Origin of the sequence: Psychrobacillus sp. FSL H8-0510, assembly GCF_038008345.1 — a bacterium.
GTDB lineage: Bacteria > Bacillota > Bacilli > Bacillales_A > Planococcaceae > Psychrobacillus > Psychrobacillus psychrotolerans.
In genome coordinates this window covers 3,164,539-3,179,016 of sequence record NZ_JBBOYZ010000001.1, presented here as the reverse complement: position 1 = coordinate 3,179,016, position 14,478 = coordinate 3,164,539, and the positions used below count along the sequence as shown (strand labels likewise).

13 protein-coding genes are annotated in these 14,478 nt (G+C 36.9%); all 13 read left to right on the top strand.

Annotation, left to right across the window (positions count from 1 at the left end):
• Positions 1-64: 64 nt before the first annotated feature.
• The 13 genes from MHI40_RS16155 to MHI40_RS16095 all read left to right on the top strand — a co-directional run bounded on the left by MHI40_RS16155 (position 65) and on the right by MHI40_RS16095 (position 14,351).
• Positions 65-2,293: a YcdB/YcdC domain-containing protein gene (locus MHI40_RS16155; RefSeq protein WP_340763521.1), complete on the top strand. Its 2,229-nt coding sequence runs from the start codon at positions 65-67 to the stop codon at positions 2,291-2,293.
• A 258-nt stretch (positions 2,294-2,551) separates the two neighbouring features.
• Complete coding sequence (locus MHI40_RS16150; protein ID WP_093538315.1) at positions 2,552-3,034, top strand: PTS sugar transporter subunit IIA; 483 nt, start codon at positions 2,552-2,554, stop codon at positions 3,032-3,034.
• Positions 3,035-3,071: 37 nt separating this feature from the next.
• Positions 3,072-3,896 (top strand): PRD domain-containing protein, encoded by an 825-nt coding sequence (locus tag MHI40_RS16145; RefSeq protein WP_340764558.1) that lies wholly within the window; start codon positions 3,072-3,074, stop codon positions 3,894-3,896.
• 63 nt (positions 3,897-3,959) lie between these two features.
• Positions 3,960-5,402: an N-acetylglucosamine-specific PTS transporter subunit IIBC gene (gene nagE, locus MHI40_RS16140; RefSeq protein WP_093538317.1), complete on the top strand. Its 1,443-nt coding sequence runs from the start codon at positions 3,960-3,962 to the stop codon at positions 5,400-5,402.
• 132 nt (positions 5,403-5,534) lie between these two features.
• The gene (gene nagA, locus MHI40_RS16135) at positions 5,535-6,689 is read left to right on the top strand and encodes an N-acetylglucosamine-6-phosphate deacetylase (protein ID WP_340763520.1); all 1,155 of its coding nucleotides are present in this window, start codon (positions 5,535-5,537) and stop codon (positions 6,687-6,689) included.
• Positions 6,679-7,428, top strand: coding sequence for an SIS domain-containing protein (locus tag MHI40_RS16130; protein ID WP_340763519.1), 750 nt, complete (start codon positions 6,679-6,681; stop codon positions 7,426-7,428). Before nagA ends, MHI40_RS16130 begins: the two co-directional genes overlap by 11 nt.
• A 128-nt stretch (positions 7,429-7,556) precedes the next feature.
• Complete coding sequence (locus MHI40_RS16125) at positions 7,557-8,261, top strand: glucosamine-6-phosphate deaminase (protein ID WP_340763518.1); 705 nt, start codon at positions 7,557-7,559, stop codon at positions 8,259-8,261.
• 169 nt (positions 8,262-8,430) lie between these two features.
• Entirely contained in the window at positions 8,431-9,708 is a 1,278-nt protein-coding gene (gene kynU / locus MHI40_RS16120) for a kynureninase (protein WP_340763517.1), read from the top strand.
• A gap of 14 nt (positions 9,709-9,722) precedes the next feature.
• Positions 9,723-10,553, top strand: coding sequence for a tryptophan 2,3-dioxygenase (kynA, locus tag MHI40_RS16115; protein ID WP_340763516.1), 831 nt, complete (start codon positions 9,723-9,725; stop codon positions 10,551-10,553).
• Positions 10,554-10,565: 12 nt separating this feature from the next.
• Complete coding sequence (gene kynB, locus MHI40_RS16110) at positions 10,566-11,192, top strand: arylformamidase (RefSeq protein ID WP_093538322.1); 627 nt, start codon at positions 10,566-10,568, stop codon at positions 11,190-11,192.
• A 76-nt stretch (positions 11,193-11,268) separates the two neighbouring features.
• Positions 11,269-11,706, top strand: coding sequence for a hypothetical protein (locus tag MHI40_RS16105; protein ID WP_093538323.1), 438 nt, complete (start codon positions 11,269-11,271; stop codon positions 11,704-11,706).
• 185 nt (positions 11,707-11,891) lie between these two features.
• The gene (locus tag MHI40_RS16100; protein WP_340764556.1) at positions 11,892-13,283 is read left to right on the top strand and encodes a protoporphyrinogen oxidase; all 1,392 of its coding nucleotides are present in this window, start codon (positions 11,892-11,894) and stop codon (positions 13,281-13,283) included.
• A 117-nt stretch (positions 13,284-13,400) separates the two neighbouring features.
• Complete coding sequence (locus tag MHI40_RS16095; RefSeq protein ID WP_340763515.1) at positions 13,401-14,351, top strand: nuclease-related domain-containing protein; 951 nt, start codon at positions 13,401-13,403, stop codon at positions 14,349-14,351.
• The last annotated feature ends 127 nt before the right edge of the window (positions 14,352-14,478 follow it).

Below are 14,478 nucleotides of genomic sequence, written 5' to 3'. Positions count from 1 at the left end.
TTGGTATTTTCTCTATCTTGCAATCATAGACTTCAAAGACTGCAAAAGAAGGAGAGATTTTTTTATGAGTTTTAAATATGTTGGTATCATACTAGGCGCTTCTGCACTATCAATCGGACTTTTTTCAGCGAACGTCCATGCAACTACTACACTGAAAGAACAACCCCCTGTACAAATTCAAGCAGCATCAACAGACAATGTTTTTACAAAAGAGGATTTGATCAAAAAGTTTCGAGGTCTATTTCCAAAGCAATTCGATTTCTTGAAGAGTTCCGATTTCCAGATGAACGGTGGTTATTATTTTCCTGGTGACGAGACAATGCGTTATGATCTATACTTCACAAAAACAATCGATGGAAAACAGTTATATGGTAATGTTTCGTTTGTAGGTAAAGACTTACAAATAGAAAACTTCTCTTATCAACCTGCCACTGTAACAGAAGCGCTTTTTCCAGCTAAAGTTTCTAAAGTGGAAGCGCAAAAGATAGCCGGAGATTTTATGAAAAAATATCTAGATGGCGGTGAATATCAATTAGAGACGGATTCTTATGGTTATTATCCAAATCAGATATTAACGGAACCAATACGATATTCATTTTCCTACACTCGTTTGAAAAACAAAGTTTCTGTTACTGACCAACGAATTGAAGTTTCCGTTCTAGGAAACGGTGAAATTGTTGGCTTTTATAGAAATCCAGAAACTAACAAAGCGTCCACTTTTGATGACGTGAAAAAAGTAAAAGTGAAAGATGGCGTATTAAAAAAGGTAAAAGAAAATATATATGTGGAAAAGCAATATCAAGTAGAAACAGATTACCAAACTGGTGAACGACATGTACGACTCGTATATCAACCGTCACCAAATTTACTTGGTGTTCATGCTTCTTCTGGAAAATACTTAACTTCCAAAGGATACTCAGTAGATTTCCCTAAAAAATCTACGATTTCGCTGCTTTCTTCCAAGCAGCTCCCAGCCAACTATAAGAATGGGATCACTATAGAAGAAGCAAAGAAAATGTCCGAGAAATTACTGAAAATAGATTTGAAAAATGTTAAGTTGAACATCGACTCTATCAGAGAAATGACTAATTATAACGGACAGGAAGTTATTAGTGTTCAATATATGTATAATTTTCCAAATGGCGGTACTGGAGCAAGTATAGAGATAGACAAACAAACAGGTGAAGTAATCCAGTACTATAATATGAAGAGCGAGATTTTAGCGCAGATGGGTGAGAAGCCAAGTGAAGCGAAGCCTCTTTCCGAAAAACAAGCGCTTGAAAAAGCAGTGGAACATATGAAAAAGTGGATTCCATCTTACCTTCATAACTATGCAAAACCTACAGAAGTAGCATATCTGGATGAAATGCAGGGTAGCTTTATGTTTAATTTCCCGAGAGTTGTAAATGGAGTTGTGGTTTCGGGTGATTCTATTAATGTCGGAGTGGCGAAGGATGGTTCACTAAATAATCTTTATGTTAATTATCAAGAGGTGAAGAGTTGGCCATCACCAGAAAAAGCAATATCAGAAAAAGAAGCGAAGGAAATAATAACTAAGGCATTGAGTTTAAGACTTAACTATATGAAATCCAATCAAAAAGAGGGAAATAACCACTATGACCTAGTTTACTCTCAATTATTCAATGAGAAATCTTTTAGTACTTTAGATGCTTTAACAGGTGAGTGGCAAGTGCTTAATGGAGAGAACAATACAACTGTTATTTCCCATCCTTGGGCGCAAGAGGAACTAAATTATTTTATAAATGCAAAAATCCTTGATGTCAAAGATCCAAAACAGTTTGACGGAGATGCTGCTATTTCCAAGGGAGAAGCGCTAAAAGTAATGATGAAATCACTTACTTATATGTATGATGGCTATTATTATCCTGAGCAGGACAATCAGAAACAATCATTTGACAATATCGATCCTAAGCATCCACTATACCAGTCGGTCGAGCGTGCTGTGGATATGGGAATCCTAAAAGCCGATACAAAGAGTTTTGCAATAGATGAGCCGGTAAGTAAAGAACAGCTAGCAGTTTGGTATATTCGTGCATTAGGTCTCGAACAGGCTGCCAAAAATTCGACTATTTATAAACTTCCTTTTACAGATGCTGATAAAGTACAAAAGGAATTATTAGGTTATGTCGCACTCGCTAATTCATTAGAATTATTGGAGGCGGAAAAAGGAGTATTGAATCCTAAAAAAGAAGTAACCTATGCAGAACTAGTAGTTTCAACAATTCACCTTGCTCACAAGATTTCAGAAAAAGGAAGAACTTTTCTTTATTGATATTTAAGTAATTTAAACAGCTTTCAATTATTTAAATTTACGTTGCTTTTTGGATCTCTGGATGATATTATCGGATTATAAATACGCATATTGGTCACATGTTACTGAAATTTTCAGGCATGGTGGTAAACTGTGAGGGAATAATACTATTATTCTTTTCCATTACCCCATGCCTTTTTATGTTCTTTTAGGTCTCATGGAGCAATATATTTTAATAAGACAATTTCCATAATATCTTTATACAAAGGAGTTCTACTAATGTTTGCTAAATTCATGAAAAAAAATAAAGTACAAGTATTCTCACCACTATCTGGTCAAGTGATTCCCCTAGAACAAGTTCCAGATCCAGTTTTCAGTCAAAAAATGATGGGTGAGGGAGTAGCAATTATGCCAACAGGAGGAGATGTAGTAGCGCCGATTGATGGGACAGTTGTATTAATCTCTAAAACAAAGCATGCGATAGGTATTCGGACAAAGGACGATACCGAAGTGCTAATTCACGTTGGTTTGGAAACAGTCACACTAAAGGGTGAAGGATTTACTGTATTTGTAAATGAAGGTGATGTAGTTTCTACAGGACAAAAACTAATGACAGTGGATTGGGATTTTATCAAAGATAAAGTGCCAAGCATTATTACACCAGTAGTAATTACGAATAGTGCAGAAAGAACTGTAGAATATACTGATGCGTCAGCAAGTGTAGCGGGTGACACATTGGTAATGTCTGTTTCTTCGAAGTAATTCAGGTTGGATAGTATGTGAAGGAGGCTGACTTTCCATTAAAATCACAAAGATACTTAATAATAACGCTGTGATTGTTCTACATGATGGACGCGAGAAAATAGCTATTGGCTCGGGTATAGCTTTTCAAAAGAAACGGAATGACATTATCATTGGGTCCAAAATTGAAAAGATTTTTGTTATGCAAGAAAATGATAAGCTAGTGCAGCTATTAAGTCGAATTCCAGAAGAACATTTTACTATTTCAGAAGAAATAATTACTTACGCCGAAGCGTATTTAAATACAAGATTAAATGAGCATATTCATATAGCTTTGACAGACCATATCTCATTTGCTATTGAAAGAGCAAAGGATGGCATTAATTTAAACAATAGACTGCTTCATGAGATTCGAGTTCTATATAGAGCAGAGTTTGAAATAGGTCTTTGGGCAATTCAGCATATAAATAAAACGTGTCAGGTAGAAATGCCTGTAGATGAAGCGGCTTACATAGCGCTTCATATTCACACAATGAAAATTCAAGGGGGGGATTTACATCAGACAATAAGACAAACCAATTTAATAAAGGGCATGGTTTTATCGATTAAAAAGTACTTGAATATTGAAATTGAGGAAGACGATATTTCCTATCATCGGTTAATCACTCATTTACGCTTTGCATTAACACGGTTAAATCAATCTGAGCTTCATATGATGGATGAAGAAATGTTAGTGATGATTCAAAAGAAATTCCCGGTTGGTTATAGTTGCGCAAGCCAAATAGCAAAAGAGCTTATGGCGGACCATGGAATTGAGTTTCCCGAAGAAGAGTTAGGTTATATTGCACTGCATATTGAACGGTTAAGAAAGCAAGTTTCATAATTCGGCATTATTTTATACTATTATATTTTTATTAAAAATCAGTTAAAAGGAGATGAATAAATTATGATGAAGTTTTTACAAAATTTGGGGCGTTCGTTAATGCTTCCAGTAGCTGTTTTACCCGCAGCTGCAATATTAATGGGGATTGGATACTGGATTGACTCGGATGGTTGGGGATCAGGAAATGTATTTGCAGCCTTCATGATAAAAGCTGGTAGCTCGATTATTGATAATATTCCTATTCTGTTTGCTGTAGGAGTAGCGATAGGGATGTCCAAGGCAAAAGATGGGGCAGCCGCTTTAAGTGGATTAGTAGCTTTCTTAGTTGTAACTACGATGCTTTCAAGTGGGACTGTTGGTTTATTACAAGGAATCGATGTAGAGAGTGTTGATCCTGCATTTGGAAAGATTAATAATGCATTTATAGGTATTCTTTCTGGTATTGTTGCTGCAACAATGTATAATCGCTTCAGTCACGTGAAATTACCTGATTTCTTAGCATTCTTTAGTGGAAAACGTTTAGTACCTATTATGTCCGCAGTTGCAATGTTAGTTGCTTCTGCAGCACTATTTTATATTTGGCCAATCGTTTTTGGTGGACTAGTTAACTTTGGTGAAGCAATTAGTAGTCTAGGAGCAGTAGGCGCTGGGCTTTATGGCTTCTTTAACAGACTATTAATACCAACAGGATTGCATCACGCATTAAATGCAGTGTTTTGGTTTGACACTGTTGGTATAAATGATATCAATAAGTTTTGGAGCAGTGAAGGCGTTAAGGGTGTAACTGGTATGTACCAAGCCGGATTCTTCCCGATTATGATGTTCGGATTACCAGCAGCAGCTCTTGCAATGTATCACACGGCTAAAACAAAAAGAAAAAAACAAGCAGCTTCTCTTATGCTTGCAGCTGGTTTTGCGTCATTCTTCACAGGTGTAACTGAGCCACTTGAATTTTCATTCATGTTCTTAGCTCCAGCACTTTATGTAGTTCATGCAGCTTTAACAGGTTTATCTTTATTCATCGCAGCATCCTTTAACTGGACAGCAGGCTTTGGATTTAGTGCAGGGTTAGTCGATTATCTTTTAAGTCTTCGAATTCCAATCGCTAATTTCCCGCTTATGCTATTGCTACAAGGGCTAGTATTTGCAGTTATTTACTATTTCTTATTCCGTTTCTTAATCTTGAAGTTTAACTTAAAAACTCCAGGTAGAGAAGACGATACAGATGAAAGTGAAGAAACTGTTGTAGTTTCATCTGATGATAAGTTTTCAAATATGGCAGCTAGAATCTATGATGGGCTAGGTGGAGATGCCAATGTTGCATCTGTAGAACACTGTACAACTCGTTTACGTGTAGAAGTATTAGATATGGATAAAGTCGATCAAAAGAAAATTAAAGATACTGGTGTTCCAGGTATTAATATAGTAGGTCCGAAAAATATTCAAGTTATTGTTGGAACAAGCGTACAATTTGTTGCAGACGAAATTGAGAAAATACGTAAATAGTAGATAATTGAAAAGCTGTTTAATTTGGGTGTCCATATTAAACGGCTTTTTCTTTATGGTGATGCAGATTCTATTTATCATTTTGGGATTATTAATCTATACTGTTATTAAGCAAACTGCGGAGGTGTAGTAATGAGTAAAACAATTCTAATATCGAACGTGACTATTGTAAATTATGATCGTGAAATTACAGGGGATCTATTTATCCGAGATGGTAAGGTAGAGAAAATTGGACAAGCTTTACAAGTGGAGGCAGATATCTTTTTAGATGGAACTGAAAAGAACTGGATAGTTATGCCAGGTTTTATCGATATGCATATTCATGGGTCAGCTGGTTTTGACATGATGGATGCTACAGAAGAAGCGCTTAGAGGAATGTCTCGTTCATTAGTAAAAGAAGGTACGACTAGCTATTTGCCAACTACTATCACTCAACGGGTGGATGCGATTGAAGCAGCGCTTGAAAATGTAAATGGCTTTGTAAATAATGCAGATGAAGCAGAGGTTTTAGGGATTCATGTAGAGGGACCATATATTTCAACAAAATGGGCTGGAGCACAGCCAATTGAACATATTAGCGAGCCCTCTATTGAACAGTTTCTAAAGTGGCAACAACTTAGTGGAAATCGCATTAAACAAGTGACCGTTGCTCCCGAAATAGTGGGTGGTTTTGAATTTGTACAAGCCATGAGTGAGGAAGGCATTATCTCTTCAATCGGACATTCAGATGCTAGTTCAGATGAAGTGGAAAAGGCAGTACAATTAGGAGCTAAGCAAGCTACCCATTTATATAACCAAATGCGTCCATTCCATCATCGTGATACAGGTGTAGTCGGATCAGTTCTGCTAGACGATCATATGAAAGTGGAAATCATTGTTGATTATATACATAGTCATATGAAGGCAGTGAATTTAGCATACCGTTTGAAGGGTGCTGAAGGAATTATTTTAATAACAGATGCTATGCGTGCTAAAGGATTAGAGTATGGGGAATACGATCTTGGTGGACAGACTGTTTATGTCACAGAAAAAGGTGCACATCTGTCTAGTGGCGCATTAGCGGGAAGTATACTGACAATGGACCAGGCTGTTCGTAATATGAAGCAAACGACGGGTTGTTCCTTGCAAGAACTGGTATCGATGTCCTCTACTAATGCAGCGAAACAATTGAAATTATCCCATAAAGGATATATTGAGGAAGGCTTTGACGCAGATTTGGTTATATTGGATTTGGAATTGAATGTACAAAAAACAATCTGTCGAGGAAATATAGTATTTGAAAGTTAATGGAAATAGAGGTGATCAAATGCAGTCCTATTGGAAGGAAATAAATAGTTTACTGGAGCAGGTTGCAGAACTGGAAAAAGAAAATATAGATAATACTTCTAAGCTAATTGGTGACCGTATTAAAAAGGGGGGAATAGTGCAATTATTTGGTTGTGGACATTCCCATCTTTTAGCTCAGGAAGCATATTACCGTGCAGGAGGGTTAGTACCTGTTGCTCCGATTACCATAGAGCCTTTAATGTTACACAAAGGTGCGTTGACTTCTTCACAGAACGAGAAAGATCCTACGTTCATCGAGCGTAATAATGACAACATAAGCTTTCAACCGAATGATATTCTAATTGTTATTTCTACTTCTGGTCGCAATCCAGCTCCAATAGATATGGCTTTCTTAGGGAAAAAGGCGGATATTTTAGTTATCTCTCTTCAGTCTTTAAATTATAAAGATCAAGAAGGTCGACACGCGAGCGGGAAGCGCCTAGAAGATGTAGTGGATATCGTTTTAAATACACATATACCTGTTGGCGATGGACTTCTGAGTAACAAGGGATTGCAATATGGTCCATCTTCTACGGTTGTTGGGGCTGCTCTTCTTAATGCACTTATTTCGCAAATTATCGAGGAGATAAGTAAGGAATCTGATCAACTACCAGTGTTTAAAAGTGCAAATCTCTCAGATAGCCAATTGCATAATGTAGAGATGATGGAAAAGTATAAAAATCGAATAGATTTTAACTAAAGTATTATTAGTGCTTGTTTGCTCTCGATTTGCATCAAATGACCAAATTGAATATAATGATAATTTTACTAACGTAAAAATTTAGCAATTAGTGAGTATGCGCAATTCAGAAAAAGGTGGTTTTCAGTATGGCATTAGATTTAGAAGTATGGGAAGACAATGATGCTCTATATAGTCGGGCACAAGAAATATTTTCAACACAGATAAAGAATGGTGCAATTACATTTGGATTAGCAACGGGTGGGACGATGATTCCACTTTATGAAAAGCTGCGAAGTAGTGCGTTGGATTTCTCTCACTGTAATAGTGTAAATCTAGACGAGTATGTGGGAGTTCCTCAAGGACATCCAGCAAGCTACCATACGTTTATGCAACAACATCTCTTTGAGGCAAAACCATTTAAAGCTACATATATTCCAAATGGAGTAGCTGAAGATGTACATGCAGAAGCATTAAAATATGAAAACGTGTTAAAATCACTAACTGTCGATATGCAATTATTAGGTGTCGGAGTGAATGGGCATATAGGTTTCAATGAACCAGGTACATCCTTTCAAAGTGAAACAGATGTGGTTGAGCTAACAGCTTCCACTAGATCTGCAAATGCTAGATTTTTTGACTCGCTTGATGAAGTTCCAAAGCAAGCCATTACGATGGGCATTGCTTCTATAATGAGAGCGAAATGCATTCTTTTAATTGCAGTAGGAGAAGAGAAAAGAACTGCGATTGAAGCGTTATTAAAAGGAGATGTAACGGAGGATATTCCGGTTACACGGCTTTGTAATCATCCCAATGTTATTGTGTTAACTGATTTGCAAATTAATAACGACTAAAAATAGCATAGTTACAAGGAGCGTTCGAAGAGTCCATTTTCGAACGCTTTTTTGTATGTATGAAGAAGCAGTGTTTATTGTAAATACATAATGAGAAATAGAAAGAAGGAATTTTCGGATAATTGCAGAAGTAGGTATAGATGAGTTTGTTTATAAGGAGGGAATTACTATGGAACGAAATACTTCACTAGACTATGCCCAAAAATTAGATGAGCAAGATACTTTAAGGATGTATCGACACGAATTCTATGTCCAACCAAATACCATTTATATGGATGGAAATTCCCTTGGGTTACTCTCTAAGCGAGCAGAAAATTCAGTATTAACCCTACTAGATTCTTGGAAAGAATATGGAATAGATGGCTGGACAAAAGGGCAGTATCCTTGGTTTTATTTCCCTGAGTTATTAAGTGAGATGTGTGCTCCACTAGTAGGAGCCTCAAAGGACGAAGTAATTATAACGGGCTCTACAACGGCAAACTTGCATCAGTTGGTTGCTAGTTTTTATCGACCCGAGGGAAAGCGTACGAAAATAGTTGTGGATGAACTAAATTTCCCATCTGATATATATGCTATTAGTAGTCAGCTGTCCTTGCATGGATTGGATGTTAAAGACCATATGATAATGGTGAAAAGTCGAGATGGCTATACGTTAGAGGAAGAAGATATTATTAATGCGTTGACCGATGATGTGGCTCTAATAGTACTACCTAGTGTGCTATATCGAAGTGGTCAAGTATTAGACATCCAATTGCTCACGGAAGCGGCGCATAAGCGCAATATTATTATTGGTTTTGATTTGTGTCATTCAATAGGATCTGTACCACATGAGTTAGATAAATGGGATGTAGATTTTGCTTTTTGGTGTAACTACAAGCATCTGAATGGTGGACCTGGTGCAACAGGTGGCTTATATGTGAACCGTAAGCATTTCGGAAGAAAGCCTGGATTAGCAGGGTGGTTTGGGTCAGATAAAGAGAAGCAATTTGATATGTCTACCCAAATGGTACCAGCAGCTGATGCTGGTGCGTATCAGATCGGGACTCCTCATATACTAAGCAGTGCACCATTATTAGGTTCGCTAGAGATGTTCCAAGAGGCTGGAATGGAAGCAATTCGTGAAAAATCATTAAGACTTACCGATTATCTGATGATGTTAATTGATTTGGAGTTGGGTGAGTATAATTTTGTCATTTCTAATCCGCGTGAATCAGAAAAGCGTGGGGGTCATATCTTTTTAGTGCATGAAGAGGCGGCTCGTATATGTAAAGCGTTAAAAGAGCATCAAGTCATTCCCGATTTTCGTTCACCTAATGGTATTCGCCTGGCACCAGTTGCATTGTATAACTCGTTTGAAGACGTTTGGAATACTGTGCAGATTTTAAAAAGGATTATGGAGGAAGAGCTGTATAGAAAATATGAAAACAAACGTGATGTCGTTGCTTAATAAGGAGGGATGATATGCAAGATGAAAAGAAGGAAAGTGGCATTCATACAGATTTTAGCAATGATATGACGTATGGGGAATATTTGCAACTGGATAATTTATTGGCTAGTCAGAACAGATTATCTGGACATCATGATGAAATGCTTTTCATCATTATCCATCAAGTTAGTGAACTTTGGATGAAGCTTATCCTACATGAATTGACTAGTGCCATTCATGCTATTCAGGCTGATAAGATGCAATCTGCCTTTAAAATGCTAGCAAGAGTGACGAAAATTCAAACACAAATTATTCAAGCTTGGGATGTTCTTTCTACATTAACACCGGCAGAGTATCTAGAATTTCGAGATAAGTTAGGCAAGGCTTCTGGATTTCAATCTTTTCAATACCGACAAATCGAATTTGCTCTTGGCCATAAGTCCAAACATATATTAAAGATTTACGAGCAAGATGAAGAATTGCATAGAGAATTAGAAAGTGCTTTTCTTGCACCGAGTATTTATGATGTTTCGATTCAAGCATTAGCTAGAGCGGGGTTTCCGATAGCTCCTTCATTATTGAATCGAGATTATTCCATTTCGTATGTGGGAGATGAATCAGTAGCCAATGCATGGAAGGAAGTTTATCAAAACGTCGATCAACACTGGAATTTATATCAACTAGCAGAAAAGCTAGTAGACGTGGAAGACTGGCTTCAACAGTGGCGCTTTCGTCATATGAAAACGGTTGAAAGAATAATAGGATTTAAGAAAGGCACTGGGGGATCTTCCGGTGTGAATTATTTACGACATGTATTAGATCATCGTTTTTTCCCGGAACTTTGGGATTTACGCACTAATTTATAGGGGGTCACGGATATGAATAAGGAATGGATCGATATTACACAAACTATCTCTACTAGAATAGCTACATGGCCAGGAGATACACTCTTTGAATATGAACTAACCGCTACAAAGGATGATGGTGGTGCTGCAAATGTTGGGACGATTACAGCAAGTTTGCATACTGGAACACATGCAGATGCCCCATTTCACTATGTAAGTGAAGGGAAAACGTTAGATATGCTAGACGTTAATATGTATATTGGTCGTGCCAAAGTGGTGAGTGTCGTTGGGGCTACGGAAATTGGTAGGGAGGAGTTAGAAGGGTTTGATCTAACAGGTGTAGAACGTTTGCTTTTAAAAACGACGAATACTGCATCTCCTGAAAAATTTCCAGACAGGATTAATACGTTGAAGGAAAATATTGGCCCTTTTTTAAAGGAAAAGGGTATCTATCTCATTGGCACCGACCAACCTTCCGTGGACGGTATCGAAAGTAAGGAACTATTAGCTCACCATTCGCTGTTTAACAACGATGTATTTATAATTGAAAATCTTTTGCTCGAAAAGGTAGAACCAGGTGATTATGATTTAATCGCTCTGCCCTTGAAAATTGAAGGGGCAGATGGAAGTCCCATACGAGCTGTGTTAAGAAAAGTATAATACCAAGGGTAGATATAGCACTTAGAAATGCTAGTCTATCCATTTTTTCTTTTGGTTCTATTAAGGAGGAGCTTGAATGAAAAGATTTTTATTTATTTTCCTTTCAACGGTAATAGTTGGAGGTGTTTTTTATATGGGCATGGATTATCAAATGCGATTAAGAGAAAGGTCAGCGATAGTATTTGATATTAAACCTTTTATAATATTTACAAGTATTTTCTCTATTTTTATGGGAATGTTGTTACGATTACCTAAATTGATCATAGAAATTAAAGATAAAAAGAGATGGTCGATTGATTGGGTAAAGGTCCTTGTAATTGGAATCCCATCTATTTATATCGCTATGATTCGGCTTCTGGCTATTGTTTATGGAAAGAATTTGTTATTTTTCAATGAAGTAACGCTATTAGGTGATTTTACATTCACGTATATAGCAGGAGTTATATTTGGCTATGTTTTGTTAGACAGTCTGAAAAGCAATGATTCATCAAATGATAAGGGTAAATTAGCATAATAGTGAATTCAGTCGATAAAAAAGCCTTGTTATTATACAAGGCTTTTACTAATGGAGATTGTTTCTTTAGAATTAGTTTTTCTCTATTTGTTCATAATTTACCTTCTCGTAGTGAGGTAAATCATATCCGATAATTTTAAAAACGCTTATACTAGTTATATGAAGTGAAATAAGGAGTGGTTATGTTGAAAAGAATAGTAGTTATAGGCGGAGGCATTACAGGCCTTTCAACGATGCATTATTTGCAGAAACTCAAAAAAGAAATGTCATTAGATATAGAGTTAGTGTTAGTTGAAGCAAATGAGTATTTAGGTGGCAAAATCCATACCGTACTGGAGAATGACTTTATCATGGAGGTTGGGGCAGATTCAATCGTTGCAAGAAATGAATCCATCATTCAGCTAATTGAAGAGCTTCAACTAGAAGATGAAAAAGTGTACAACTCAACAGGCATTTCATATATTTACACAAATAATGAGCTCCATGCGATTCCTGCAGATAGTGTTTTCGGTATCCCTGCAAGTATCGAGTCGTTAAATAGCAGTACGCTAGTATCCGAATTAGGGAAAAAAGAAGCGTTAAAGGATTTAGAAATACCAAATGAAATTTTCACAAAAGAAAGTTCTGTCGGATCATTTTTAGAATATTTCTTAGGGAAGGAATTAGTGGAAAAACAAATTGTTCCTGTGTTATCTGGCGTATACTCGGGGGATCTAAATAAGCTTTCTATCGCTTCAACATTGCCATACTTAATCGATTATAAAAACAAATACGGCAGTATAATGAAAGGGTTAGAAGAAAACAAAGCGCAATTCCAGGCCTCAGCAAATAAGAAGTTTATTTCCTTTCAAAACGGACTTTCTACACTTATCGATCGCTTAGAGGAAGTGCTAAGCCACTCAACAATTATTAAAGGTGTGGCAACGAAGAAAGTAGAGAAGAAAGATGATTATTATTCGGTTTTACTGACTAACGGAGAAACGATTGAAGCGGACAGTGTAATACTAGCAACTCCTCATAACGTGGCGCAAGTAATTCTTCAGGATGAAGAGTTGGATACGGACTTTAACAAACTGAAAAATTCCTCCCTTATTAGTGTGTATCTTGGTTTTGATATTCCAGACGAGCAGCTCCCAGCGGAGGGAACTGGTTTTATCGTTTCGGAAAATAGTGATGTGAGATGTAATGCATGTACGTGGACAAGTCGGAAATGGACGCACACATCAAAAAATAATCAGTTATTAGTTCGTATGTTTTATAAGAGTTCGAACCCGGCTTTTGAGAGCATGAAGAACATGAGTGAAGACGAGCTAGTGGAAGTGGCGCTTCAAGATATTGAAATGAGCTTGAAATTAACGGGCAAGCCTGAAGTCATAGAAGTAACAAAATGGAACGAGCAAATGCCGAACTATCATTTAGCACATGGAGATGCGATTCAATCATTAACAGCTAAAATGGCAAATGACATGCCAAACGTCTTGTTAGCTGGCTGTTCTTATTACGGAGTTGGGATTGCGGCTTGTATTAAGAATGGCAGAGAAACTGCAGAAAAAATCATAAATTCAATAGTACAGTAAATTACGGGACCAAAATTCACTTTTGGTCTTTTTTTTATGGGGAAAAAGGAATAGTTGCATTTTTAGTGGAATTTACAATTTCTTTTATTGTGCTACGATGCGGGTGGAGGTGGTTGGTTGATAGTAAAAACACGTACGGAGGAATATAGCTATATAGGTCTTCAGTTATTGAATCGACGATTACATGAGTCACATGAAATGAAGGAATTGATTCATTCCAAAATGCATATGGCATTGGCTGGTATTCATGGAGAAGTTAGAGTAGACGGAGTGTTTAGTAAATATTCATTTCCTTTTGAATATGTGGTATTGCACGATGTGAGTTTAGAATCATATGGAAAGTTCCAGATTGATACAGTCTTTTTCACGCAGTATTTTGCGGTGGTTTTGGAGAGTAAGAATATAAGTGGGAAGTTGAGCTTTAAGCAAAACCCCTCTCAATTAGAAAGAGAAAATGAAGAAGGTAAAGTGGATGTATTTGAAAGTCCAGAGGTTCAGATTGAAAGGAATATTTTTTTACTCGACGAATGGTTAAAACAATATGGTGTGACGATTCCTGTTTTTGGAGTAATTGTATTAACAAATTCCAAAGTTCGAGTTATTGAGCCCCCCACAAAATACAACGCTATTCTCCATCAAACAATTCCTATCTATCTAAGAAATATTCCTCGAGAAAGAAGGTATATATCTAGAAAAGAGCTGCATAAATTGAGTACAGAAATTTTAAAGAGTCACAAAACGTACTTCCCATACCCGATGTGTAATCGCTGGGGTATTAACCCAAATGATTTACAAACTGGAGTGTGCTGTGAAAAATGTGAAATGTTTGGGATGGTAAAAAGGAAGAATGGTTGGAACTGTATACGTTGTGGTCATGTAGATAGGCTTGTTCATGAGAAAGCCATTCGAGAGTGGTTTGTTTTGATCGGGAATACGATTAATAATCGGCAGTGTCGAAAATTCCTTCATATAAACTCTCATCATGTAGCATCTAGACTTCTCCAATCTATGGATTTAATTCGAACTGGAACATCCCAGAGTAAAATAGAGTATAAATGGAAGTGGTGAAGCGTATTATTGGAGAATCGATCGATCGAGAGGAATAATCGATCGATACACATCGAAAATCGATCGACCACCACAAAAAATCGCTCCATCGTCGTCCATAATCGATCAATCATCACGATAAATCGAT

What these genes read in the sequence shown, in the direction of transcription:
- kynA (WP_340763516.1), top strand. Translation starts at nt 9,723, where the DNA reads ATGCAAGATGAAAAGAAGGAAAGTGGCATTCATACAGATTTTAGCAAT.
- MHI40_RS16125 (WP_340763518.1), top strand. Translation starts at nt 7,557, where the DNA reads ATGGCATTAGATTTAGAAGTATGGGAAGACAATGATGCTCTATATAGT.
- kynU (WP_340763517.1), top strand. Translation starts at nt 8,431, where the DNA reads ATGGAACGAAATACTTCACTAGACTATGCCCAAAAATTAGATGAGCAA.
- nagA (WP_340763520.1), top strand. Translation starts at nt 5,535, where the DNA reads ATGAGTAAAACAATTCTAATATCGAACGTGACTATTGTAAATTATGAT.
- MHI40_RS16105 (WP_093538323.1), top strand. Translation starts at nt 11,269, where the DNA reads ATGAAAAGATTTTTATTTATTTTCCTTTCAACGGTAATAGTTGGAGGT.
- kynB (WP_093538322.1), top strand. Translation starts at nt 10,566, where the DNA reads ATGAATAAGGAATGGATCGATATTACACAAACTATCTCTACTAGAATA.
- MHI40_RS16150 (WP_093538315.1), top strand. Translation starts at nt 2,552, where the DNA reads ATGTTTGCTAAATTCATGAAAAAAAATAAAGTACAAGTATTCTCACCA.
- MHI40_RS16155 (WP_340763521.1), top strand. Translation starts at nt 65, where the DNA reads ATGAGTTTTAAATATGTTGGTATCATACTAGGCGCTTCTGCACTATCA.
- nagE (WP_093538317.1), top strand. Translation starts at nt 3,960, where the DNA reads ATGATGAAGTTTTTACAAAATTTGGGGCGTTCGTTAATGCTTCCAGTA.